This window comes from Corynebacterium auris (genome assembly GCF_030408575.1).
GTDB lineage: Bacteria > Actinomycetota > Actinomycetes > Mycobacteriales > Mycobacteriaceae > Corynebacterium > Corynebacterium auris.
Genome location: NZ_CP047047.1, coordinates 1,734,097 through 1,757,577, shown reverse-complemented (window position 1 = coordinate 1,757,577; position 23,481 = coordinate 1,734,097). Strand labels below are relative to the sequence as shown.

Genomic DNA, 23,481 nt, shown 5'->3' with positions numbered 1-23,481 from the left:
AGGATTCCCCGTTTCCGCGCCACCGTTTCAGGCTTCCCGGAAAGTGCAGATAGAGTGGGGGACCATGGCTAACCCCGAAGAGCTGCGCCGGCAGGATCAGCAGTTGCCGCGCGCGAAGCGGAAGTACCCGAAGTCGCGCGTGACCCAGGTGATGTGGATCATGCTGGGGCTGGTGGTCCTCGCCGGGCTGGTCAGTCTGCTCTAGCCCTGCGGGCGCCGCGAGGCACGGGCGACGCGTTGGAACAGCGGCAGGCTAGCCAGCTCCTCGAGCAGGACGGGCTGGCCGTCGGCGTCGCTGAGCGGGATGCACCAGTTGGGGTACTGGGTGGAGTTGGTGCCCGGCTGGTTCTGGATCCGGGCGTCGCCGACCATATCCACCAGGTTGGTGCAGGTCAGCGCCGAGGGGGTGCCCGCGATGAAGCGCGTCAGCCCCACCACGAGGTCCTCGGTCGTCTCCGCGTTGTCCTCCAGGGCGCCCGCCTCGCGCGCGGTGTCGAGCACCGCGGCGTGCCAGGCCGCGTCGGCGGCATCGAGCTCCTCGACGCTTTCGGCCACGAGGCCCAGCTCGACGCGCAGCCTGTTGTGGGCGCCGCGCAGGTAACCGGCCGTCGGCGGCAGGTCGTGGGTGCCCACCGAGGACAGCGCCAGGTGTCGATACTGGTTCTGCGGCAGCGGCGAGTTGTCCGGGGGAGCGGACTCGAACCACACGACGCTCGTGCCCAAAAGGCCCTTCTCCCGCAGGACGTCTTGGACCCAGGGCTCGAAGGTTCCCATGTCCTCGCCGACGACGACGGCCCCGGCCCGCTCCGCCTCGAGGGCGAGCACGCCGAGCATGGCCTCGTGGTCGTAGTTCATGTACGCGCCCTCGGCGGGCACCCCGGTGCGCGGGATCCAGAACAGGCGGAACATGCCCAGGATGTGGTCCACGCGCACCCCTCCGGAGTGCCGCAAAACCGTGCGCAGCAGGTCGCGCCAGGGAGCGTAGCCGGCCGCGGAGAGCGCGTGCGGGTTCCACGGTGGCTGGGACCAGTCCTGGCCGGTCTGCGTGAACTGGTCGGGCGGGGCTCCCACGGAGGCGTCGGCCACGAGGACGCCGGCAAGCGTCGCGGCGTCGGCGCCCCCCGGGTGGACCCCGACGGCGAGGTCGGTGACGATGCCGATGCGCATGCCCGCCGCGACGGCGCGCTCTTGGGCTGTGCGGCGCTGCTCGTCGGCGAGGAACTGCAGCCACATGTAGAAGCGCGCGAGCTCCGCGACCTCGTCCTCGTCGGCGTGCCGGCCGTGCGACGGGGGGTGGCCTGCCGCCGCCAGTCGCGCGCACCACAGCCCGAAGTCGCGCAGGCCCTCGCCCTCGGCGGCGGCGAAGGCGTCGAAGGCGGCGCGCCGGTCCTGATCTTCCTCGGCGTGGAAGTACAGCTCGTGCAGCGCGGCGAGCTTGGCGGCGTATATGCGGTTGCGCTCGATGGGGGCGGGACTGCGGTTGGTGGCCTTGAGAGGGGCGGCGAGCGCCGTGATCTCCTCACGCGTCGAGGCGTCGAGGCGCTCCCACTCCGGGACGGCCTCGACGGCGATGTACAGCGGGTTGATGAAGCGGCGGGAGCTGGGCAGGTAGGGCGAGTCCTCGACAGGCGGGACGGGTTCGGCGGCGTGGACCGGGTTGATCAGCAGGTAGTCGGCCCCCTCGGCCGCCACCGTCTCGGCGAGCGCGGCGAGGTCCGCAAAGTCCCCGATGCCCCAGGAGTTTTCCGAGCGCACGGAGTACAGCTGCGCCATGACCCCAAAGGCGGGGTCGGAGACGAACTCCTGGTTCGTGCGCAGCTGCGCGGGCACAATGATGAGCGTGCACTGCGCGGCGAGATCGTCGGACTCCAGGTGCAGGGTGTGCCAGCCCAGCGGCAGGTCGCCGGGCACATGGAAGGTAGCTTCCCCCCAGGTCACGCCGTCGACGGTGGTGGGCGGCGTCCAGTTTTCGTCCTGGTAGGCCTCGCGCCGGGTGCCGTCTTCCAGTGCGATCCACACGCGCGCCGGGTGACCCTCGTGGACGTGGACGGGGAAGCTGCGCTCCTGGCCCTCCACGGCGACGAGGCTGGGCGGCAGCGGGGCTGTGGCCAGGCGCGCGCGGTGGGCGTCGATTAGCCCCTGCAGCTCCTCGTCGCTCGGATCCTCGCTAAGCGGCAGGCCGAGGGCCCGCAGCAGGTACAGCAGCGAGGACTGCGGGGGCTGCGTCAGCTGCCCGTTCGCGGAGCGGTAGTGCAGGCCGAAGCCGTAGGAGGTGGCCAGGGTGTTGAGCAGATCCGCGTTCGTCACAAGACGCCATTGTGCCAAAAGTGGCGGCCGCGGGCGCGCCGGGCGCGTTGTGAGGAGTACCCTGCATTTTATGGTTTCCGAGATCTACACCACACCCGCCGGGTTCACCCTGAGCCCCTCGTACACCTGTGTGACCCAGCTGATCGAGCTGTGCACCGAGAGCCCGCACATCGTTTTGTTCGCGCGCCCGCAGAACTACTACTGGGTCAACGTGAGCGCCGGCGAGTTCCTGGAGGAGGTCTACGCTCTGGCGAAGGGGCTGGTGGCCAACGGTCTCGAGGCCGGCGACAGGGTGGCCCTGCTGTCGAACACGCGCTACGAGTGGCAGCTCGCGGACTTCGCCATCTGGGTCGCGGGCGGTGTGACCGTCCCGATCTACCCCTCCAGCTCCCCGCACCAGATCCAGTGGATCCTGGAGGATTCCGGCGCGGAGCTCGCCATCGTGGAGACGGTGGAAAACACCAAGGACCTCGCGAACTACCTCCTCCAGGAGGACGGCACGCCGCGTCTGGCCGACTCCTCCTCGCGGCTGCGCAAGATCTACGAGATCAACTCGGGCGGGCTGTCGCGGCTGCGCAACGAGGGAAAGGACGTCGAGCAATCGCTTATCGACGCCCGCGCCGCCGCCCTCACCCACGACGACCTCGCCTCCATCGTCTACACCTCGGGCACCACCGGCCGCCCCAAGGGCGTCGAGCTGACCCACGGCAACTGGCTCTACCAGATCACCGGCCTGGCCACGAACCCGATCGGCGAGGTGGCCAAGCCGGGCAATCGCGTGGTCACCTTCCTGCCGCTGGCCCACGTCCTGCAGCGCGCCGTCGCGGTGGCGCTGACCATCTACGGCACGACACAGACCCACTGGGCGGACACTTCCTCCATCGCGGTCGAGCTGCAGCGCGCGCGGCCGAACGTGGTGCTCGGCGTGCCGCGCGTGTTCGAGAAGGTGCGCAACGCCGCCTACAACAAGGCCGCGGACGGCTCCGCGCTGGGCAAGCGGATTTTCCTCGCGGCGGAGGCCGCCGCGATCGAGTACTCCAAGGCCCTCGACACGGAGGCCGGGCCGACGCGCGTGCAGAAGGCGAAAAACAAGCTCTTCGACCGGCTCGTCTACAGCAAGCTGAAGCAGGCGGTCGGCGGTGCCGTAGAGTACGGCATCACCGGCGGCTCCGCGATGAGCCCCGAGCTCAGCCACTTCTTCCGCGGCGCCGGTATCCCGATCTACGAGGGCTACGGCCTGACCGAATCCACCGCCGCGGCCTGCGTGAACAACAAGGTTGAGCAGCGCATCGGCACCGTGGGCAGGCCCGTGAACTCCTACGAGGCGCGCATTAACGACGAGGGCGAAATCGAGTTTCGCGGCCCCGGCATCTTCCGCGCCTACTGGAACAACCCGGAGGCCACCGCCGAGGCGAAGACTGACGGCTGGTTCAACACCGGCGACCTGGGTGAGATCGACGAGGACGGCTACGTGCGCATCACCGGCCGCAAGAAGGACCTCATCGTCACCGCCGGCGGCAAGAACGTCTCACCGGGCCCGCTGGAGGAGATCATCCGCCAGGACCCGCTGGTGTCCAATGCGCTCGTCGTCGGCGATGGCAAGCCCTTCATCGGTCTGCTTGTCACCCTCGACCCCGACGAGCTCAAGCGCTGGATGGCTGCCCGCAACATCCCCGAGTCCACCCCGATGAAGGAGCTGTCGCAGAACGCGGAGCTGCGCGCGGAGATCCAGGACGCGGTCAACGTGGCCAACGCGACGGTCAGCCACGCCGAGGCGATCAAGAAGTTCCGCATCCTCGACCGCGACCTCAGCGAGCAGGACGACGAGATGACGCCGACGATGAAGGTCAAGCGCAACGTCGTTTTCCAGCGCTTCGCCGACGACATCAACGAGCTCTACGTGCGCTAGGCGGCTTTACCAGGGGTGGGTGCCACCGCACCCGCCGCCACCCCCGTCCGGCGCGCCGCGCTCCCTGTCGTCTCTCAGTGGCCTAACATCTTTTCCAGTTTCCCGAAGGCCGGGCGGATTCTCGTGAAGGGGGCGTGCAGTGCACAAGACCGCAGCTACGTTGCGCCACCGTGAGTTGACCCAGGAGATCTACAACATCGGTGACGAGGTCGCCGAGTACGTGGAGCATATCGCCGAGGCCGTTGCGGACTACGACGGCGAGCTGACCGACGACTGCCTGGCGGAGTTCTGCGAGATCGTCGACGACGCCCGCCAGGACGCCCGCCGCATCGTCGGCGAGCTGATCGGCCTGCGCCAGGCGCTGACCACGGGGATGCGCGCCGGCGTCCTGTCGGCGAGCGCCAGCCCGGAGGAAAAGGTGCCGGAGCCGGACGTGTTGGACGCGGCGGGCCTCGAGGACATCTTCCCGCTGCAGGCGCCGTTTTCGGTGCGGGCCATGCACGACGCGCTGACCGGGCGCACGGAACTTGTGGTGCAGCACCTCACCGAGATCGTGGACTTCACGCTGGAGCAAACCGAGATGGTGGCGCGCGAGCTGGGGGCCGTCTCTTTGCCGCACCTGTACGCGCGGGTCGGGGACCTCGTGGAGGCCGCGGTGGAGGGCTGGATGGAGACGGTGTGCGTGGACCACCCGGCTTTCACGCGGACGATGCGGGGGGTGAATCCGCCCGAGTTCCTCGCCGAGAGGGCGCGTATCGACGCCATCGTGGCGAAGGTGGCAGCCAAGAGGTCTCGGCGCGGCGCGTAGCGCCTACTAGGATGGGCGCCTATGGCATTCGGCGTTTACATCCACGTGCCCTTCTGCGCCACCCGCTGCGGGTACTGCGACTTCAACACCTACACCCCGTCGGAGACTGCCAGCTCGTTCGAGACCTACCTGGGGGCGCTCGACAAGGAGCTGGAGTTGGCTTCGCCCCGGGCACAGCCGGCGCAGACCGTGTTCATCGGCGGCGGCACCCCCTCCCTGCTGGGCGCCGAGGGGCTGGGGCGGATCCTGCGCATGGTGCGCCGCCACATCGGGCTTGCGCCGGGGGCGGAGGTAACCACCGAGTCGAACCCGGAGTCCACGAGCCCGGAGTACTTCGCAGGCCTGCTGGAGGCGGGGTTTACCCGCGTTTCGCTGGGGATGCAGTCGGCCTCCACCCCCGTGCTGCGGGTGCTGGACCGCCAGCACACCCCGGGGCGCGCGGTGGCGGCGGCGAAGGAGGCGCGAGCCGCCGGGTTTGAGCACGTCAACTTGGACATGATCTACGGCACGCCGACCGAGACGGACGACGACGTGCGCGCCACCCTCGACGCGATCCTGGGCGCCGGGGTGGACCACGTCTCCGCGTACTCGCTGATCGTCGAGGACGGCACGGCGATGGCCCGCAAGATCAGGCGGGGCGAGCTGCCGGCGCCCAGCGAGGACGCCTACGCGGACCGCTACGAGATGATCGCGGCGGCCCTGGAGGAGGCGGGATACGCCTGGTACGAGGTGTCCAACTGGGCCAAGCCCGGCGGCGAGTGCCGCCACAACCTGCTCTACTGGACGGGCGGGCAGTGGTGGGGCGCTGGCCCCGGGGCGCACGGCTTCGTCGACGGAGTGAGGTTTTACAACGTCAAGCGCCCGGAGCGCTACGCGGACATGCTGGCCCAGGGGCAGCTGCCCGTCGACGGCCACGAGGTCATCGGGGAGGAGGAACGCCACTTCGAGGCGATCATGCTCGGGCTGCGGCTGCGCGAGGGGGTGCCGCGCGAGTGGATTCGCGGGGGCGGCTGGGGGGCCGTCGAGAAGCATGCGAAGGCGGGCCTTGTGAGCGTGGGCGAACGGGTGGCGGTGACCGGGCGCGGGCGGCTTCTGGCGGACGGCATTATCACGGATATTCTGGCCGCGGAGTAGGCGGGGGTAGAGTGTCTTAGCAGACGAGGAAGGAGAGTGCCAGATGGGCGGTGCGGACGATCGCAGGCAGGCGGTCCTGCGCGCCATTGTCGCGGACTACATTGCGCTGCAGGAACCCGTCGGCTCCAAATCCCTCGTGGAGCGCCACAGCATCCCGGTCAGCCCGGCCACGATCCGCAACGACATGGCGGTGCTGGAGCGGCAGGGGCTTATCGCGCAGCCGCACTCGAGCTCGGGGCGCGTGCCCACGGAGAAGGGCTACCGCGCGTTCGTCGACGCGCTTCACGACGTCAAACCCCTGTCCACCCCCGAACGCCACGCCATACTCGACTTTCTGGAAAACGGGGTCAACCTCGAGGACGTCCTGCGCCGCTCGGTGCAGCTTTTGGCGCGGGTGACCAACCAGGCCGCGGTGGTGCAGTTGCCCACCCTGGACGTCACGCGCGTGAAGCACTGCGAGGTGGTGGCGCTGACGCCGACCCGGCTCCTGCTCGTGCTCATCTCGGATTCGGGCCGCGTGGACCAGCGCAACGTCGAGCTGGGCGCTGCCGTGAGCGAGGGCGAGGTGCACCGGTTGCGCGACACGCTCAACGGGGTGCTCGTGGGCGAGACGATGGCGGACGCCGCCTCCTCGCTGTCCACCTTGGCTTCGACGGCGCCGCCGGAGATCTCCGAGGCAGTGGAGCGGGCGACCGCGGTGCTCATTGACACGCTGGTGGATACGCCCTCGGATCGGCTGCTCATCGCGGGCGCGTCCAACCTCACCCAGGTCTCGGGAGACCTCCAGGGGGTGATCAGCGCGCTGGAGGAGCAGGTCGTCGTGCTCAAGCTGCTCGCCAGCGCCCAGGAGCTCGAGCGGGTCTCGGTGCGCATCGGCCGGGAGAACGAGGACGAGGAATTTTCCCGGGCCGCGATTGTTACTACAGCGTACGGTTCCGACGGCGAGGCGCTCGGCGGGCTGGGAGTGGTCGGCCCGACCCACATGGACTACCCCGGTACGATTCAGAAAGTTGCCACCGTCGCGCGCTACATCAGCCGCGTTCTGCGGGGCGAATAGTTTTTCATCGAAAGGATCTGGACACAACAGTGGCTCGTGACTACTACGGCATTCTCGGCGTCGACCGCGAGGCAACCGAGCAGGAGATCAAGAAGGCCTACCGCAAGCTCGCCCGCAAGTACCACCCGGACGTGAACCCGTCGGAGGAGGCCGCCGAGAAGTTCGCCGAGATCTCGCTTGCCCAGGAGGTGCTCCTCGATCCCTCCAAGCGCCGGATTGTCGACCGCGGCGGGGACCCCATGGAACAGGGCGCAGGGGCCGGGGCCCAGGGCGGTTTCGGCGGTTTCGGCGACATTTTCGAGGCCTTCTTCGGCGGTGCGGCCGGCGCCGGGCGCGAGCCGCGATCGCGCGTGCAGCCGGGCAACGACGCTTTGCTGCGCACCGCCATCACCCTCGAGGAGGCCTTCTCCGGGGCGAAAAAAGAGGTCACCGTGGATACCGCGGTTCTGTGCGAAAACTGCCAGGGCTCCGGCTCGGAGTCGAAGTCCGCCCCCGTCACCTGCGACCACTGCCAGGGCACGGGCACGGTGCAGGAGGTTCAGCAGTCCTTCCTGGGCAACGTCATGACCACGCGGGACTGCCCGAAGTGCCGCGGCTTCGGCGAAATCATCCCGGACCCCTGCAAGCAGTGCGCCGGCGACGGCCGGGTGCGCGCCGCCCGCGACCTGACGGTCAACATCCCGGCGGGTATCGCCTCCGGCATGCGCATCCGCATGGCGGGCCAGGGCGAGGTGGGCCACGGCGGCGGGCCCGCAGGCGACCTCTACGTGGAGGTGCAAACAACCCCGCACCCCGTCTTCGTCCGCGAGGGCGACGACCTCCACCTGCGCGTCACCGTCCCGATGTACGACGCCGCCCTGGGCACCTCCCTGAGCGTGGACAACCTGGCCGGCGAGCAGACCACGGTGGAGATCCCGGCCGGCACCCAGCCGGAGGAGCGCCTCGTCCTCAGCGGCGAGGGTATGCCGCGCCTGCGCGCCCAGGGCGCGGGCGACATGATCGCCCACGTGCGCGTCGCCGTGCCCACCGAGCTCAGCAGCGACCAGCGCGAGCAGCTCGAGGCGCTGCGCGACGGCCACGACGCCAGCCCGGCCGTCGCCACGGACTCGGCGGCCCGCGGCTCCGGCGAGGATTCCTTCTTCTCCCGCGTGCGCGACCGCTTCCGCCGATGAGCCTGCCGTACTTCCTTGCCCCCGATCCTGCCTCCGGCCGCCTCGGCGGGGCGGAGGGACGCCACGCCGTCACCGTCAAGCGCGTGCAGCCGGGCGAGCGCGTCGTGCTTACCGACGGCCGTGGCACCGCCGCCACCGTGGAGGTCACCTCGGTTTCCGGCAAGGACGAGCTGCGCGGCGAGGTCCTCGCCGTGGACCGGGTGGCGCCGCCGCGCCCGCGCGTGACCGTGGTGCAGGCGATCCCGAAGGGCGAGCGCGCCGAGCTCGCCGTCGACCTCGCCGTGCAGGGCGGCGCCGACGCGATCGTGCCGTGGATCTCGCACCGCACTGTGGCGCGCTGGCCGGCCACCAAGCAGGACAAGCAGGTGGAAAAGTGGCGCTCGGCGGCGCAGGCGGCGGCGAAGCAGTCGCGCCGGGCGTGGGTGCCCGAGGTCAGCTCCCCGGTGACCACCAACCAGCTGGCCGGCGTGCTCGGGGGCAAGCAGGTGCTGGTGCTGCACGAATCGGCCGCGACCGCCCTGCGCGAGGTCGTCTTCGGTCCGGAGGTCGCCCTGGTGGTCGGCCCGGAGGGCGGGATCGGCGCCGAGGAGCTCGAACTCATCGGCGGCACAGCAGTCAAGCTGGGCCCGGAAGTGCTGCGCACGGCGACGGCGGCTCTCGCGGCGCTGAGCGCCATCGGTGTGCTCACAGCCCGCTGGTAATGTGAGGGGCCATGGAAGAACTGCTGACGCGCAGGGTCGACCTCGACTCCGCGTACGCTCAATCGGTCCTGGGCATTAACGACGGCAACCTGCGCGTGCTCAACCAGCAGCTCGGCGCGAGCCTGCACGCGCGCGGTTCGCGGGTGACCATCAGGGGCGCCGCCGCCGATGTCGCCCACGCCACGCGCGCGCTCGAGGAGCTCGAATCGATGGCGCGGCGCGGGGTGCCGATCAGCCCGGACACCGTCGTCCATGCCACCCGGATCATGGAGACGGAGGCGCCGGAGTCGGTGGCCGAGATGCTCGGAGCGGAGATCGTGGCCCGCCGCGGCAAGGTGATCCGCCCGAAGACGGCGGGGCAGCGCCGCTACGTGGACGCGATTGACGAGAACACGATCACCTTCGGCATCGGGCCCGCGGGCTCGGGCAAAACCTACCTCGCCGTGGCGAAGGCGGTGCAGGCGCTGCAGGCCAAAGAGGTCAAGCGCATCATCCTCACCCGCCCCGCCGTCGAGGCGGGGGAGAAGCTGGGCTTTCTGCCCGGCACCCTGAACGACAAGATTGACCCGTACCTGCGCCCGCTGTACGACGCCCTGCGGGACATGCTGGACCCCGAGATGATCCCCAAGCTCATGGACGCCGGGATTATCGAGGTCGCCCCGCTCGCCTACATGCGCGGGCGCACGCTCAACGATGCCTTCGTCATCCTCGACGAGGCGCAAAACACCACCGGCAGCCAGATGAAGATGTTCCTTACCCGCCTCGGCTTCGGCTCAAAGATGGTGGTCACCGGTGACATCTCCCAGGTCGACCTGCCCAGCGGCACGGTTTCAGGCCTGCGCGTGGCGCGGCGTATCCTCGGCGCCATCGAGGGCATCCACTTTGAGGAGCTGCGCGCCGAGGACGTCGTGCGCCACCACCTGATCTCCGCGATCGTCGCGGCCTACGACAAGCACGACGCGCAGAACGCGGCGCGCTACGAAAGAAAGCAGTCGCAGCGCGAGGAGGGCGTGTACGAATGAGCATCGAGGTTTTGAACGAGTCCGGCGAGTCCGACGTTAACGAGCAAATGCTTGTCGACGTCTGTTCTTTCGCCCTGACAGCCATGGACGTCCACCCCGACACCGAGGCCACCATCACGCTCGTCGACGAGCCGACCATGGCCGACCTCCACGTGCGCTGGATGGACCTGGAGGGCCCGACCGACGTGATGAGCTTCCCCATGGACGAGCTCACCCCCGGCAGCGGGCGCCCCGACGCGACCTCTCCGGGCGTCGCTCTGCTCGGCGATATCGTGCTCTGCCCGGCCTTCGACCGCAAGCAGGCGGAGATGGCGGGGCACGACCTAGGCCACGAGCTCGCACTGCTGACGGTCCACGGCGTGCTGCACCTGCTGGGCTACGACCACATCGCTCCCGACGACGAGCGCGAGATGTTCGCCCTGCAAAACGAGATCCTCGCCGAGTGGTACGACGACCTCGCGGCCCGCGGCGTGGAGTACCAGCCGAAGCCCGCGGGCACCCACGCCTTCCCCTCCGCCGCCGACCGCGAGGAACTGGACAGGAAGATGAGGGAGCAGCGCTAAGTGGAGGTCACCATCGCCTACGGCATCGTGGCGGTTGTCGCGCTGCTGCTGTCAGGCCTGCTCGGCTCGATCGAGGCGGCGCTGACGCCGATCTCGCGCGTGCGCGTGGAGACGATGCACAAGGACGACGTCCCCGGCGCGAAGGCGCTGCTGCGCGTTCTTGAGCACCGCGCGAGCCACATCAACATGCTGGTCATGTTCGCCACCGTGCTCGACGTCACCGCCGCGGTCTTCGCCGCGATGCTGTGCATGGACGTGATCTCCTCGGACGCGTGGGCGATCACGACGGCGATCCTCGCGGTCACCCTGGCGCAGTTCAGCATTATCGGCGTCTTCGCCCGCACGGCGGGGCGGCGCAACCCCTACATGATTTCGCTGCGCTCCGCGCAGTGGCTCGTGGTGTTCAACCGGGTTTTCGGCCCCGTGGCGCGGCTGCTGATCCGGGTGGGCAACATCTTCCACCCGGGCCGCGACTTCCGCGACGGGCCGTATAGCACCGAGGTGGAGCTGCGCGAGATGGTCGACATCGCCCAGGAACAGGGCGTGGTGGAGACCACCGAGCACCGCATGATCCAGAACATCTTCGACCTGGCGGAAACCTATGCCCGGCAGGTGATGGTCCCGCGCCCGGAGATGATCTGGATCGAGGGGGAAAAGACGGTGCGGCAGACGGTGCGCCTCATGGTGCGCTCCGGCCACTCGCGTGTGCCCGTCATCGGCGAAAACGTCGACGAGATCATCGGCGTGGCCTACCTGAAGGACATGTTCGCCGAAAATGGCGACCCCATCGACCCCAGCGCGCAGATCTCCACGGTCATGCGCGAGCCGCTGTTCATCCCCGATTCGAAGCCCCTCGACGTGCTGCTGCAGGAGATGCAGCGGATCAACACCCACATCGCGGTGCTGATCGATGAATACGGGGCGGTGGCGGGCCTGCTCACCATGGAAGACCTGCTCGAGGAGATCGTCGGCGAGATCACCGACGAGTACGACGAGGACGAGGAGGCCCCCATCGAGGCCGTGGGCCCGCGCCTCTACCGCGCCCAGGCCCGCCTGCCGCTCGATGACTTGGTGGACTATCTCTCCGACGACATCGGCTACGAGCTTGAGTTCGACGAGGAGGTCACCGACTCCGTCGACACCGTCGCCGGCCTGCTCTCCTTCGAGCTCGGCCGCGTGCCGCTGCCCGGGTCCACGGTGTGGCTGTCGGACCTGCGCTTCACAGCCGAGGGCGGGCGCGACCGCCGCGGGCGCGTGAAGGTGCGCACGGTCCTTGTCGAGCTCCCCGAGGTCGTCGACGAGTACCAGGCGGAGCAGTAGGGGAGCGGGGGAATCGGTTTTTCTCCTTTACAGCCCGCCCCCGACGGTTGGGCTGTGTGGGGTGGGCGGGCACAATAGGTAGCTATGAACATTCTCTCAATCCAATCGGCGGTGGCGTACGGTCACGTCGGCAACTCAGCTGCAGTCTTTCCCCTTCAGCGCATCGGGCACGAGGTGTGGCCCGTGTACACCGTGAACTTCTCCAACCACACCGGCTACGGGCGCTGGCAGGGCCCGCTCATTCCGGCCTCCGAGGTTGCCGCGATCATCGACGGCATGGATGAGCTCGGCGTCCTCGGCCGGGTCGACGCGGTCCTGTCCGGCTACCAGGGCGGCGACGACATCGGAGAGGTCATCGTGGAGACGGTCTCCCGCGTGAAGGCGAAGAACCCCAACGCGGTCTACGCCTGCGACCCGGTGATGGGTAACGCGAAGTCCCAGTGCTACGTGTCCGACAACATCCCGCCCCTGCTGCGCGACAAGGTGGTGCCTGCGGCGGACATCATCACCCCGAACCAGTTCGAGCTCGGCTACCTCACCGGCCGCGAGGCTACAGACCTGGCCTCGACGCTCGCCGCCGTGGAGGCCGCGAAGGAGATCGGCCCGAAGACGGTGTTGGTGACCTCGGTGGAGCGCCCGGAGGCGGACGCGGAGCAGAGCATCGAGATGATCGTCTCGGATGAGAAGGGTGCCTGGATCGTGCAGACCCCCCGCCTGCCGATTAAGTGCAACGGCTCCGGCGACGTCGCTGCCGCCCTCTTTACCGGCCACTACCTGCGCTCGGGTGACGCCAAGGAGGCGCTGGAGCACACCGCGTCCTCCGTGTTCGGTCTGCTGCAGGAGACCTTCCGGGCTGACTCGCGCGAGCTCCTCGTCGTGGAGGCGCAGGAGCACTTCGCTCAGCCTGCGCTGGAGTTCACCGCGGAACAGCTGTAGCGCAGCCGACAGGCTGTAAGCGGACCGCATGGTCTATACATTACTGCTTTATGCGCCACAACCAGCGTGGATGGCATTAATTCACGGCGCATAAAAGCTTAGCCAAGATAAAACCGATCTGTCTACTATCTCGTGGAACCATGACACGTACACGAGGTAGAAGATGACAACGCTGGAGTTAGGCAACGACGCGGCCCGGCAGGCGCAGAGCGCCGGGTCCGCGCGCACCACTAAGAATTCGCCCGGCCGGCGTATCGTCAGCCGGATCGTGCAGGCGATCTTCGTCGTCTGGGCCGCGTACACGGCGGCGTTCTTCCTTCTCAATGCTCTGCCCGGCGATCCCGTGCTGCTTATCCTCGGGCCGGACGCCGCGACCTTGCCCCAGGAAGAGATCGACGCGTTCGCCGCCGAGCGCGGCCTGGACCGCCCCCTTATCGTCCAGTACTTCGTCGCACTGGGGGGCCTTCTCACCGGTGATCTGGGAGTTTCCTACCAGATGGGGCAGGAGGTGACCACCATCATCGGCGAGGCCATCGTCCCCACGCTGCGCCTCGCCGCGGTGGCGGTGGTGTTTTCCCTCATCGGCGGCGTCGCCCTGGCCTTCGCCGCGAGCTACTGGCGCGTGCCGTGGATCCGCCAGCCGCTGTTGGCGCTGCCCTCACTGGCGTACTCCATTCCGTCCTTCTGGCTCGGGCTCGTCTTCATCCAAATCTTCGCGTTCGAGCTGCAGATTCTGCCCGCGTTTTCCGACGGCAACTTCAGGTCCCTCATCCTCCCGGCGCTGCCGTTGGCCGTGTCCACGGGCGCGATGATCGCCCAGGTGTTCACGCTTAGCCTCGACGAGGAGCTGGCCTCGCCCTACACCACCACCGCCCGGGCGAAGGGGGCGGGCCGAGGCCGCATCCTCTTCCTCCACGCCACGCGCAACGCCGCGGGCCCGGTGCTGACCATGGCCGGCCTGCTGCTGGGCAACCTCGTCACCGGCGCGGTGGTGACGGAAACCGTCTTCTCCCGCGCGGGCTTCGGCCGGCTCATCGTCACGGCCGTGACCAACCAGGACATCCCCGTGGTGCTCGGCGCGGTCCTCGTGGTCTCGCTCGCGTACTCGGTCATCAACGCGTTGGTGGACCTGGCGTACCCGCTCATTGACCCGCGGCAGCGCACGGCGCGCTCCGTTCGGACCCGACAGGAAGGGGAATAGACATGTCTACCTCGGTGGCGCCAAAGAAGGGCGTCGGCAAGCGAATCGAGTTCGAACCCACGGCCGTGCTGGCCCTGATCTGGGTGGCCCTCATCCTGGTGTGGGCGATCGTGCCCGGGGTCTTTGCCACCTCGCACCCGCTGGAAGGTGACGTGTTCGAGCGGCTCCAGCCGCCGAGCGCGCAGCACTGGTTCGGCACCGATCAGGTCGGCCGCGACGTCTACTCCCGCGTGGTGCACGGCACGCAGCTGACACTGCAGTCCGTCGGGCTGGCCCTGCTGCTCGCCCTCGTCGTGGGTGTCGCCATCGGCGCGGTGGCCGGATACGTCGGCGGGAAGACGGACTCGGTATTCATGCGGGTCATTGACGTGATCCTGTCCATTCCCTCGCTGCTGCTGTCGCTGACCGTCATCGTCGCCGTCGGCTTCGGCACGGCGAACGTTGCGCTCGCCATCGGCATCGGCTGCATCGCGCCGATTGCGCGAGTGACGCGCGCTGAGGTTAAGAGCATTCGCAACCGCGCCTACATCGAGGCGGCGCGCGCGGCGGGCAACAGCGAGATCGACATCGTGGTGCGCCACGTCGTGCCCAACGCCGTCGGCCCGGTCTTCGCCCTGGCGGTCCTGGAGTGCGGCACGGCGATCCTCATGATCAGCACGTTCAGCTTCCTCGGCTACGGCACTCCGCCGCCCGCGCCGGAGTGGGGAGCGTTGGTCGCGGAGGGCCGGGACTTCCTCGCGGGCTACCCGTGGATCTCCACGATCCCGGGCCTCATCATTGCCATCACAGTCATTGCCATCAACCGGATTTCGCAGTTGCTGCGCACCCCCTAGAAGGAATGTGAAAGACATGAGCACTACACCTTTGCTGCAGGTCAGCGGGCTATCCATCGCCTACGTCAACCGCAAGGGCGCGGTCCACGCCGTCAACGACGTCTCGTTCGAGCTCCACGCGGGCGAGACCGTCGCGCTGGTGGGGGAGTCGGGATCCGGCAAGTCCACTCTCGCGCGTGCGCTCGTTGGGCTTCTCGACGCCCGCGGCGGCCGCACCCGTGCGGAGAAGGTCGGCTCCATCACCATCGCGCGCGACGGCGAACCGGTGGACATCGCCGAGATGGACGAAAAGGACCTGCGCGGCGTCCGCGGCCGCCACATCGGCTACGTGCCCCAGGACCCGGGCGTGTCCCTCAACCCCTCCCACCGCGTCGGCGACCAGGTCGCGGAGGCCATCACCCTGCACGAAGGAGCCGGTGGCCGCGGCGGCCGGAACCTCACGGAGAGGGTCACCGAGCTACTCCACGCGGTCGGTATCCAGGATCCCGCGGGCGCGGCTGACGCCTACCCGCACGAACTGTCCGGCGGGCAGCGCCAGCGCGTGCTCTTCGCCATCGGCATCGCCGCCGGCCCGCGCGTGCTGGTGGCGGACGAGCCGACCAGCGCCCTCGACGTCACCGTGCAAAAGCGCGTGCTGGACACGATGGAACAGCTCGCCCGCGACAACCAGCTGGCCACTCTGATGATTACCCACGACCTCGGCGTCGCCGCAGAGCGGGCCCAGCGGATCCTGGTCATGTCGGAAGGGCGCCTCGTCGAGCACGGCCCGACCAGCGAGATCGTCTCCAACCCGCAGCACCCCTACACAAAGACCCTGCTCGCCAGCGTCGTGGGTACCAGCGGCGCCCGCCGCGCCGGGGCGCGCGCGGAGCGCAGCGACCTCGGGCAGAAACCTGCAGCACTGGAGCTCGACGGCATTGTCAAGGCCTTCGGAGCGAACTCCGCCCCGGTGGTGAAGGGCATTTCGCTGTCCATCCCGCAGGGCGAGACCTACGGGCTGATCGGCGAGAGCGGGTCGGGCAAGACCACGCTCGGGCGCATCGCGCTGCGCCTCGAGGAGCCCACCGAGGGCAAAGTCCTTCTGGGCGGGGAGGACATCACGCAGCTGCGCGGCAAGGGGCTGCGGGAAAAGCGCAGGCAGCTCCAGTACGTGCAGCAAAACCCCTACGGCAGCTTTAACCCGAAGCTCACCATCGCCGACGCGATCGCGGACCCGCTGCGGGCCCAGGGCATAGGCACGAAAAAGCAACGCCGCGAGAAGGTCCTCCGTGCGCTCGAGCAGGTGCGCCTGCCTCAGCGGGCGGCGGCGGCGCGCGTCACCGAGCTCAGCGGCGGGCAGCTCCAGCGTGTCGCCATCGCCCGCGCGCTCGTCGTCGAGCCGACGGTCATCATCGCCGACGAGCCGGTCAGCGCCCTCGACGTGTCCGTCCAGGCGACCGTCCTCGACCTCTTGATCGACCTCCAGGGCGAAACCGGGGTGGCCATGTTGTTCATCTCCCACGACCTGGCGGTGGTGCGCGACATCGCCCACACGGTCGGCGTGATCGACCGCGGCCGGATCGTGGAGGAAAACGAGACAACGGAGCTGTTCACCCGTCCCCGGCACGAGGTGACCCAGACTTTGCTGAGTGCCACGCCCTCGCTCGGCCGCCAGAACGTGGAGGTGAAGATCGGTGCGTAACCCATCCCTGCTGAAGACCATCGCCCTGCTCATTGTTGGGGCCCTCGCGGCGACCGGCCTGACCGCCTGCGGCGGCAACGCCGGTTCGACGGAACGCGACGCGCCGTTCGTCATCGCGCTGGGCCACGACCCGGTGAGCCTCAGCCCCGGCGGCCGCGGGGCGGGAAACGACATGTGGAACCTCACCCGCCAGATGTACGATTCGCTCGTTTACACCAACCCGGAAACGGGTGAAATCGAACCGTGGCTGGCGGAATCCTTCGAGGTCAATGAGGACGCCACGGCGTACACCTTCCACCTGCGCACGGACGTGACCTTCTCGGACGGCGAGCCGCTTAACGCCGAGGTGGTCAAGGCCAACTTCGACGACATCAAGGCCGCGGGCCCGGCCGCGAACGCCGTGGCGGAGATGGGAAACTACGCCGGGACTGACGTCGTCGACGAGTACACCGCGGTCGTGCGTTTCCAGGAACCCCAGGTCGGTTTCCTCCCGTTCGTCTCGGGTGTGACGATGGGCCTGGTCTCGCCCGAGACGCTGAAAATCCCCTTCGAGCAGCGTGCGACCGGTGAGGGTGTTTACGGCTCTGGTGCCTACGTGCTCGAGGAGCACAAAAAGGACTCCCACGTGATCATGAGCCGCCGGGAGGGCTACAACTGGGCGCCGGAGCACCTGAAACGGGCACAGGTCCCCGAGCACCGTGCGCAGCGGTTGGTGTTCGCCGTTGTCCCGGAGGCGGGCAACCGCGTCGGCGGGATCGTCAGCGGCGAGTTCAACGCCGCCTCGGTGGTGCCGCACGACGAAGCGGTGGTCGAGCAAGAGGGCCACTACCTCGTATCCCGTACGAACCCCGGCGTGGCCTACGGCGTTTACCCCAACGACCAGAGCGAGCTTCTGCAGGACCGCGCGGTGCGCCTCGCCGTGGCCCACACCGTGGACCGCCCGGAGATCATCGAGGGATCGTTGAGTCCGCGCTTCAACGCGGCCACTAGCCCGCTATCTGCGACAACGCCGAACTACTACGATGTCACAGATACCCTCCCGGACCACGACCTTGACGAGGCCAAGAAGCTTCTCGACGACGCCGGGTGGCTGCCCGGGCCCGACGGGATCCGCGAAAAGGACGGCACGCGCCTCGTGCTGCGCATCGCGTACCCGCCGATCTTCCCGCCCACGCGCGCCGTGGTGACCCTTCTGCAGCAGCAGCTCGCCGAGGTGGGCATCGGCGCGGAGTTGAGCTCGGGCGGCTCCGCCGAGTTCATGGCGATCATTTCCTCGAACAACTTTGACCTGTCGCTGGTGAACTACTCCTACATGGACGGCGGGGTCCTGCGTGTTTTCTTCGGTGAGACAGGTTCGAAGGGCAACTACCCGGTCCCGGTGCCGGAGCTGCAGGAAAAGCTCATATTGCAGGGGCGGATCACTGACCCCACCGAGCGCGCCAAAGTTCTGCACGAGCTGCAGCAGGACCTCGTGCGCGACGGCTGGGTCATCCCGATCTTCGAGCTCACCTCCACGTTCGGCGTCCGCGATGACTCCTACGGCGTGACCATGGCTGCCGACTCGCGCCTCGACGTCCTGCTCAACGCCGGCTGGGACAGCAGCAGACAGGACTGAGCCTGGGACTGAGCCTGAACCGCACCCGCAGACGACACACAACCCAAAGGAGAGAAAAACCAATGACCACCGACACCACCCGCAAGGTCCACCTCGCGGCCCACTTCCCGGGAGTGAACAACACGACGGTGTGGGCGCACCCCGATTCCGGCAGCCACATCGAGTTCGATTCCTTCCGCCGCTTCGCCCAAACCGCGGAGCGTGGGCTGTTCGACTTCTTCTTCCTCGCGGAAGGCCTGCGCCTGCGCGAGGACAAGGGCCAGGTCGACGTCCTCGATGTCGCCGGGCGCCCGAACACGGTGACGGCGCTCGCCGCGCTATCGGCGGTGACCAGGCACATCGGGCTGGTTGGCACACTGAGCACCACCTTCAACGAGCCCTACGAGCTGGCCCGCCAGCTCGCTAGCGTAGACGTGCTTTCCGGCGGGCGCGCCGCCTGGAACGCCGTGACCACCCCCGATTCCTTTACCGGCGCGAATTTCCGCCGCGGCGGGTTCCTTGCCTACCCTGACCGCTACCGGCGCGCCGTGGACTTCATCGCCTCGGCCCGCGAGCTGTGGGATGCAGGCCCGCGCGGCGCGGTGACGCACGCGAGCGACTTCTTCGATTTCACCTCCCCCGGCGGGGTCCCGGCGCCGGTCCAGGGACACCCGGTGGTGTTTCAGGCGGGCGACTCGCCGGCGGGGCGCGATTTCGCGGCCGGCTCCGCTGAGGTTGTGTTCACCCTACACAACGGCCTGGAATCGGGGAAGGAGTTCTACGCGGACCTGCACGAGCGGCTGCGCCGTTTCGGCCGCAGCGACGATTCGCTGAAGATCTTCCCGGGTATCTCCTACTTCATCGGCGACACCCCCGAAGAGGCGCAGGAGCACCGCCTGGACATCGAGTACCAGCAGGTCAGCGGGGCCGGGGCCATCGCTTTCGTGGAAAGGGTGTGGAACCGCGACCTCAGCAGCTACGACCCGGACGGCCCGCTGCCGGACGTCGACCCGGTGGTGGAGGACCCCGATAACCCGGCCTCCCAGGGGCGCGAGGTGCGCTACAACAAGGACGCCCTAAAGACGGTGGCGGCGTGGCGCGAGCTCGCCCAGGCCGAGAACCTGAGCATCCGCGACCTCGTGGTGCGCGTGACCCGGCGGGCGGCGCTGGTGGGCACGCCTGCCGAGATCGCCGAGGACCTCATCCACCGCGTGCAGAACTTCGCCGCCGACGGCTACATCCTCGTCCCGCCGATCACCCCGGGCGGCCTGGACGAGTTCGTCGACCGCGTCGTGCCCGAGCTGCAGGAGCGCGGCGCCTACCCCGAGCGCTACGAGGGCGCCACGCTGCGCGACAACCTGGGTCTGCCCGCCGCCCGCCCGGCCGCGGACTGGGCCGCCGCGCGGGACAACGCCTAAACGCCGGGCACCACACAGAAAGGAGAACACCATGACGCTACCCACCACCGCCCGTCCGTCCGACTTCATCATTTCCGTGGGGCTTTCCGTCGGCGCCCCTGTGGACGTCGACAAGCTCGTGCGGCTTCTCGACGCCTCCGGGATCGACCTGGTCACACTCGCCGATACCTACGTCAACGCCGCGCCCGAGGTGCCCGTCGACGCCTCCACCCTGGCCGCCTACCTCGGCGCGCGCACCCGGCAGATTGGCATCGTGCCGGAGATTTCCACGACGCACACCGAGCCCTTCCACCTGGCCACGGCGACGGCCTCGCTCGACTACGTCGCCCGGGCCCGCGCCGGGTGGCTGGCCGCGCCCTCGGTCAGTGATACGGACGCCGCCGCGACAGGCAGGCGCCCCGCCGCCGCGCCGGAGGCGGCCTGGGCGGAGACGACGCAGGTCATCGACGTCGTGCGCCGAATCTGGACCTCCTGGGACGCCGACGCGGAGATCCGCGACGCCCGCACCGGCCGCTTCCTCGACCTCGACCGCGTGCACTACGTCGACGCCACCCTCACGGACAGCGTGGGCGAGGAGTACACCATCAAGGGCCCCTCGATCACCCCGCAGCCGCCGCAGGGGACCCTGCCGGTCTTTGTCCGGGCGACGGGCACCGCCGCGAGCGAGGACGCCGAAAGGCTCGCCGACGTGGTTCTGCTCTCCGGCCCCGACGCCGTCGAGCGGGCGGGGGAGGGGAGCGCTCTACCGGTGGTGGAAGTACCCGCCGGCGCCGCGGACGTGGGTGGCTGGCTCGACGAGCAGCTCACCCGCGCCCGCGAGAGCGCCCTCCGCGGCCTGCACGTGGAGATTGCCGACAACGACGCCGCCGCCGTGAAGGCCCTGGCCGCGCTCGTGCGCGACAGCAACGGGCGCTTCGGCCACCACGCGGGCTCGCGGTCCCTGCGCGCGCGCCTGGGGCTGGCGTAGATGGGGGACGCGATGAGAGTCGTCTTCGTCGGCGGCGGGCCGCGCACGACGGGGATCCTGCTGCGCCTGGCCGCAAACGCCACGGCGCTGGGCGAGGGCGCGCCCGAGCTGGACATCCACGTCATTGACCCGTATCCCCCCGGCGGCGGGCGCATCTGGCGCCGCGACCAGTCGCCCCTTCTGTGGATGAACTCCGAGGCGCAGGACGTGACCATCTACGCCGACGAGACGGTGGAGATGGAGGGCCCTGTCGTGCCCGGGCCGAGCCTGGAGGAGTTTGTCACGCAGGCGGGCGCCGCCGAAGACACAAAGGCCAACGGCAAGGTCTTCGCCAGCCGCCGCGTCATGTCCGCCTACCTGGAGGAAGCCTTCCACCGCGCCGAGCGCGAGCTCGCCCGCGCCGGGTCGCGGGTGAGCGTGCACCGCGCCGAGGCGGTCGACGCCTCAGGCGCCGGCGCCGAGCAGGCGGTCGAGCTTTCCGACGGCACCCGCATCACCGACATCGACTTCCTCGTGCTCTGCCTCGGCCACGTCGACATCGAGCCGGAGGAGGGGCCGCGCTCGCTCGCGGCCCAGGCCCGGGAGCACGGCCTGACCTACGTCGCGCCCGGCTTCACCGCGGACATTGACCTCAGCGTGGTCGCGCCGGGCGAGTCCGCCATCGTGCGGGGGTTCGGCCTGGCCTTCATCGACGCGATGGTGCTGCTCGCAGAGGGGCGGGGCGGCCGCTACGTGGCGGACCCCGACGCCCCCGGCGGGTTCGCCTACGAGCCCAGCGGGCGCGAGCCGATCCTCTGGGTCGGCTCCGGGCGCGGCACCACCCATCTGCCCAAGCTGACCTATACCTACGAGGGGGAGCTCCCCCGGGCCCGCCACCTCGACGCCGCCTCGCTCAACGCCGTGCGCGGGGACAGGCCGCTGGACTACCACGCGGACGTCGTGCCGCTCATCGAGTGGAACCTGCGCTACGCCTTCGACCGGCACCTGTTCCAGGCCCACCCGGAGCGCGTCGCGGTGTCCTGGGAAGTCCACGAGCAGCAGCTGAACACGCTGCTGCCGGAAGAGCTCGGGGGCCGAGGCGCGCCGGAGCTTCCCGCCGATTACCTCGCCCGCGCCTTCCCGGACCCGGCGCACCGGTGGGACTACGCGGACCTCGTCGACCCCCTGGACCGCCACTTCGCGGACCGCGCCAGCGCCGAGGAGGCGGTGGAGCACACGATCGCTACCCGCCTGGAGCGCGTGTTCGACGACTCCAACTCCGAGGACGCCGCCGTACTGTCGATGATCCTGCAGATCTACGTCCGCGCCTACGAGCTCGAGGCGATCGGGGAGTTCAACTCCCCGCGCAACCGTGAGAGCCTGCGCCGCCACCTGTTCCGGCTCTTTTCCTACGTGGCCAGCGGCCCGCCGCCGCAGCGGGTCGCACAGCTGCTCGCCCTGCACCGCGCGGGCCTGGTGCGCTTCCTCGGCCCGCGTCTGAGCGTGAGCGCGGGCCCCGAGGGCTTTGCGGCTTCGTCGCCGCGCGTCGACGCACCGCCCGTTATCGCCCGCACGCTTATCGACGCCTTCCTCGCCGACGCCTCCCCCCGCCGCGTCGCCGCCCCGCTTTTGCAGCGCCTGCTGCGCCGCGGCGAGCTCACGGTGACCCAGCCCCACGAGGTCTCCTTCGCCGTCGACGCCGCCGGGCACCCCATCCCGGAGGCGCCGGGCGAGGTGGACCCGCACCGCTTCCTGCTCGGCCCGCTGGTGGTGGGCGGCGGGGCGGAAACGCCTTTCGCGCGGCCGCGCTCCAACGCGCTGGGTTTCCGCAAGGCGGACGCGGTTGCCCGCGAGATCCTCGGCTTCCGGAGGGCGCTCGCGGGGGCGTCGCAAAGCGGCGGTGCCCGAAAAGCGGGGGTGGGGAAGTAGACTCTCCGCCATGAGCACCCTTCCCGGCCCGAGCGAATTCACGGCGACGCCCGAGGGCTTCCGCAGCGGCTTCGTCAGCTTCGTCGGGCGGCCCAACACGGGCAAGTCCACGCTGACGAACGCGCTGGTGGGGGAGAAGATCGCCATCATGGCGGACCAGCCGGAGACGACGCGGCACCCGATCCGCGGCATCGTGAACACCGACGCCGCGCAGCTGGTCCTGGTCGACACCCCCGGCATCCACCGCCCGCGCACCCTGCTCGGCGAGCGGCTCAACGACGTGGTCAAGGACACCTTCCAGGACGTCGACCTGATCGGCCTGACCGTTCCCGCCGACGAGAAGATCGGCCCCGGTGATCGCTACATCTACGAACAGATCCGCGAGACCAAGCCGGGCACCCCGATCGTGGGCATCGTGACCAAGCTGGACAGGGCCACGAAAGACCAGGTCGGCGAGCGTCTCCTCGAGCTGCACGCGCTGCTCGGCCCCGACAGCGAGGTCGTCCCCGTCTCCGCCACCGAACGCGTCCAGCTGGACGTGCTTATCGACGTCCTGACGGACCACCTCCCTCCCGGCCCCCGCTTCTACCCCGAGGGCCACATCACCGACGAGGACACCGAAACGCGCATCGCCGAGCTCATCCGGGAGGAGGCGCTGCGCGGCCTGCGCGACGAGCTGCCCCACTCCGTCGCCGTCCAGATCGACGAGATGCACCCCGACCCGGAGCGCGACAACCGCACCATGATCTACGCGGTGATGTACCTCGAGCGCCCGGGCCAAAAGCGCATCATCGAGGGCCCCGGCGGGCGCCGCCTCGCCGGGATCGTGCACCGCGCCCGCGCCCAGATCATGGAGCTTGTCGGCCACAACGTCTACCTCGACCTGCGCATCAAGGTGCTGAAGAACTGGCAGCAGGACCCGAAGCACCTCGGGCGGCTGGGCTTCTAGG

The 23,481-nt window shown here is 69.2% G+C and carries 20 protein-coding genes; 19 read left to right on the top strand and 1 reads right to left on the bottom strand.

What is annotated here, in order from left to right; genetic code table 11:
* The first annotated feature begins 64 nt into the window (after positions 1 to 64).
* Positions 65 to 205: a hypothetical protein gene (locus tag CAURIS_RS08380; RefSeq protein ID WP_290341609.1), complete on the top strand. Its 141-nt coding sequence runs from the start codon at positions 65 to 67 to the stop codon at positions 203 to 205.
* Here the strand turns inward: CAURIS_RS08380 and malQ are convergent.
* The gene (gene malQ / locus CAURIS_RS08375) at positions 202 to 2,307 is read right to left on the bottom strand and encodes a 4-alpha-glucanotransferase (RefSeq protein ID WP_290341607.1); all 2,106 of its coding nucleotides are present in this window, start codon (positions 2,305 to 2,307) and stop codon (positions 202 to 204) included. The genes CAURIS_RS08380 and malQ overlap by 4 nt on opposite strands.
* A gap of 70 nt (positions 2,308 to 2,377) precedes the next feature.
* Here malQ and CAURIS_RS08370 point away from each other — a divergent pair, with 70 nt between their 5' ends.
* From CAURIS_RS08370 to era, 18 genes are all read left to right on the top strand, one after another.
* A complete protein-coding gene (locus CAURIS_RS08370; RefSeq protein ID WP_290341606.1) occupies positions 2,378 to 4,216 on the top strand; it encodes an AMP-dependent synthetase/ligase in 1,839 nt (612 codons plus the stop codon).
* A gap of 139 nt (positions 4,217 to 4,355) precedes the next feature.
* The gene (locus CAURIS_RS08365) at positions 4,356 to 5,024 is read left to right on the top strand and encodes a hypothetical protein (protein ID WP_290341605.1); all 669 of its coding nucleotides are present in this window, start codon (positions 4,356 to 4,358) and stop codon (positions 5,022 to 5,024) included.
* A gap of 21 nt (positions 5,025 to 5,045) precedes the next feature.
* Complete coding sequence (gene hemW, locus CAURIS_RS08360; RefSeq protein WP_290341604.1) at positions 5,046 to 6,158, top strand: radical SAM family heme chaperone HemW; 1,113 nt, start codon at positions 5,046 to 5,048, stop codon at positions 6,156 to 6,158.
* Between the two features lie 43 nt (positions 6,159 to 6,201).
* On the top strand, positions 6,202 to 7,215 hold the full coding sequence (gene hrcA / locus CAURIS_RS08355) for a heat-inducible transcriptional repressor HrcA (RefSeq protein ID WP_290341603.1): 1,014 nt from the start codon (positions 6,202 to 6,204) through the stop codon (positions 7,213 to 7,215).
* A 29-nt stretch (positions 7,216 to 7,244) separates the two neighbouring features.
* Positions 7,245 to 8,387 carry a molecular chaperone DnaJ gene (gene dnaJ / locus CAURIS_RS08350; RefSeq protein ID WP_290341602.1) on the top strand — a complete coding sequence of 381 codons (1,143 nt, stop codon included), beginning with the start codon at positions 7,245 to 7,247 and terminating at the stop codon, positions 8,385 to 8,387.
* Positions 8,384 to 9,088, top strand: coding sequence for a 16S rRNA (uracil(1498)-N(3))-methyltransferase (locus CAURIS_RS08345; protein ID WP_290341601.1), 705 nt, complete (start codon positions 8,384 to 8,386; stop codon positions 9,086 to 9,088). Before dnaJ ends, CAURIS_RS08345 begins: the two co-directional genes overlap by 4 nt.
* 11 nt (positions 9,089 to 9,099) lie before the next feature.
* A complete protein-coding gene (locus tag CAURIS_RS08340) occupies positions 9,100 to 10,110 on the top strand; it encodes a PhoH family protein (protein WP_290341600.1) in 1,011 nt (336 codons plus the stop codon).
* Positions 10,107 to 10,673 carry an rRNA maturation RNase YbeY gene (ybeY, locus tag CAURIS_RS08335; RefSeq protein WP_290341599.1) on the top strand — a complete coding sequence of 189 codons (567 nt, stop codon included), beginning with the start codon at positions 10,107 to 10,109 and terminating at the stop codon, positions 10,671 to 10,673. Before CAURIS_RS08340 ends, ybeY begins: the two co-directional genes overlap by 4 nt.
* On the top strand, positions 10,674 to 11,993 hold the full coding sequence (locus tag CAURIS_RS08330) for a hemolysin family protein (protein WP_290341598.1): 1,320 nt from the start codon (positions 10,674 to 10,676) through the stop codon (positions 11,991 to 11,993). It begins immediately after the preceding gene.
* An 84-nt stretch (positions 11,994 to 12,077) separates the two neighbouring features.
* Positions 12,078 to 12,929 carry a pyridoxal kinase PdxY gene (gene pdxY, locus CAURIS_RS08325; RefSeq protein WP_290341597.1) on the top strand — a complete coding sequence of 284 codons (852 nt, stop codon included), beginning with the start codon at positions 12,078 to 12,080 and terminating at the stop codon, positions 12,927 to 12,929.
* Positions 12,930 to 13,092: 163 nt separating this feature from the next.
* Positions 13,093 to 14,130 carry an ABC transporter permease gene (locus tag CAURIS_RS08320; protein WP_290341596.1) on the top strand — a complete coding sequence of 346 codons (1,038 nt, stop codon included), beginning with the start codon at positions 13,093 to 13,095 and terminating at the stop codon, positions 14,128 to 14,130.
* 2 nt (positions 14,131 to 14,132) lie between these two features.
* Positions 14,133 to 14,963 (top strand): ABC transporter permease, encoded by an 831-nt coding sequence (locus tag CAURIS_RS08315; RefSeq protein WP_290341595.1) that lies wholly within the window; start codon positions 14,133 to 14,135, stop codon positions 14,961 to 14,963.
* A 16-nt stretch (positions 14,964 to 14,979) separates the two neighbouring features.
* Entirely contained in the window at positions 14,980 to 16,644 is a 1,665-nt protein-coding gene (locus CAURIS_RS08310; protein ID WP_290341594.1) for a dipeptide ABC transporter ATP-binding protein, read from the top strand.
* Complete coding sequence (locus CAURIS_RS08305; protein ID WP_290341593.1) at positions 16,637 to 18,259, top strand: ABC transporter substrate-binding protein; 1,623 nt, start codon at positions 16,637 to 16,639, stop codon at positions 18,257 to 18,259. Before CAURIS_RS08310 ends, CAURIS_RS08305 begins: the two co-directional genes overlap by 8 nt.
* Before the next feature lie 62 nt (positions 18,260 to 18,321).
* The gene (locus CAURIS_RS08300; protein WP_290341592.1) at positions 18,322 to 19,656 is read left to right on the top strand and encodes an NtaA/DmoA family FMN-dependent monooxygenase; all 1,335 of its coding nucleotides are present in this window, start codon (positions 18,322 to 18,324) and stop codon (positions 19,654 to 19,656) included.
* Positions 19,657 to 19,687: 31 nt separating this feature from the next.
* Positions 19,688 to 20,623 carry an LLM class flavin-dependent oxidoreductase gene (locus CAURIS_RS08295; protein WP_290341591.1) on the top strand — a complete coding sequence of 312 codons (936 nt, stop codon included), beginning with the start codon at positions 19,688 to 19,690 and terminating at the stop codon, positions 20,621 to 20,623.
* Positions 20,624 to 20,635: 12 nt separating this feature from the next.
* Positions 20,636 to 22,531, top strand: a complete 1,896-nt coding sequence (locus CAURIS_RS08290; RefSeq protein ID WP_290341590.1) for an FAD/NAD(P)-binding protein — start codon at positions 20,636 to 20,638, stop codon at positions 22,529 to 22,531.
* Between the two features lie 10 nt (positions 22,532 to 22,541).
* Positions 22,542 to 23,480: a GTPase Era gene (gene era / locus CAURIS_RS08285; protein WP_290341588.1), complete on the top strand. Its 939-nt coding sequence runs from the start codon at positions 22,542 to 22,544 to the stop codon at positions 23,478 to 23,480.
* Position 23,481 lies beyond the last annotated feature (1 nt).

Coding starts and splice junctions, on each gene's coding strand:
- CAURIS_RS08380 (WP_290341609.1), top strand. CDS start 65: ATGGCTAACCCCGAAGAGCTGCGCCGGCAGGATCAGCAGTTGCCGCGC.
- CAURIS_RS08370 (WP_290341606.1), top strand. CDS start 2,378: ATGGTTTCCGAGATCTACACCACACCCGCCGGGTTCACCCTGAGCCCC.
- hemW (WP_290341604.1), top strand. CDS start 5,046: ATGGCATTCGGCGTTTACATCCACGTGCCCTTCTGCGCCACCCGCTGC.
- hrcA (WP_290341603.1), top strand. CDS start 6,202: ATGGGCGGTGCGGACGATCGCAGGCAGGCGGTCCTGCGCGCCATTGTC.
- CAURIS_RS08345 (WP_290341601.1), top strand. CDS start 8,384: ATGAGCCTGCCGTACTTCCTTGCCCCCGATCCTGCCTCCGGCCGCCTC.
- CAURIS_RS08340 (WP_290341600.1), top strand. CDS start 9,100: ATGGAAGAACTGCTGACGCGCAGGGTCGACCTCGACTCCGCGTACGCT.
- ybeY (WP_290341599.1), top strand. CDS start 10,107: ATGAGCATCGAGGTTTTGAACGAGTCCGGCGAGTCCGACGTTAACGAG.
- pdxY (WP_290341597.1), top strand. CDS start 12,078: ATGAACATTCTCTCAATCCAATCGGCGGTGGCGTACGGTCACGTCGGC.
- CAURIS_RS08320 (WP_290341596.1), top strand. CDS start 13,093: ATGACAACGCTGGAGTTAGGCAACGACGCGGCCCGGCAGGCGCAGAGC.
- CAURIS_RS08315 (WP_290341595.1), top strand. CDS start 14,133: ATGTCTACCTCGGTGGCGCCAAAGAAGGGCGTCGGCAAGCGAATCGAG.
- CAURIS_RS08310 (WP_290341594.1), top strand. CDS start 14,980: ATGAGCACTACACCTTTGCTGCAGGTCAGCGGGCTATCCATCGCCTAC.
- CAURIS_RS08300 (WP_290341592.1), top strand. CDS start 18,322: ATGACCACCGACACCACCCGCAAGGTCCACCTCGCGGCCCACTTCCCG.
- CAURIS_RS08295 (WP_290341591.1), top strand. CDS start 19,688: ATGACGCTACCCACCACCGCCCGTCCGTCCGACTTCATCATTTCCGTG.
- CAURIS_RS08290 (WP_290341590.1), top strand. CDS start 20,636: ATGAGAGTCGTCTTCGTCGGCGGCGGGCCGCGCACGACGGGGATCCTG.
- era (WP_290341588.1), top strand. CDS start 22,542: ATGAGCACCCTTCCCGGCCCGAGCGAATTCACGGCGACGCCCGAGGGC.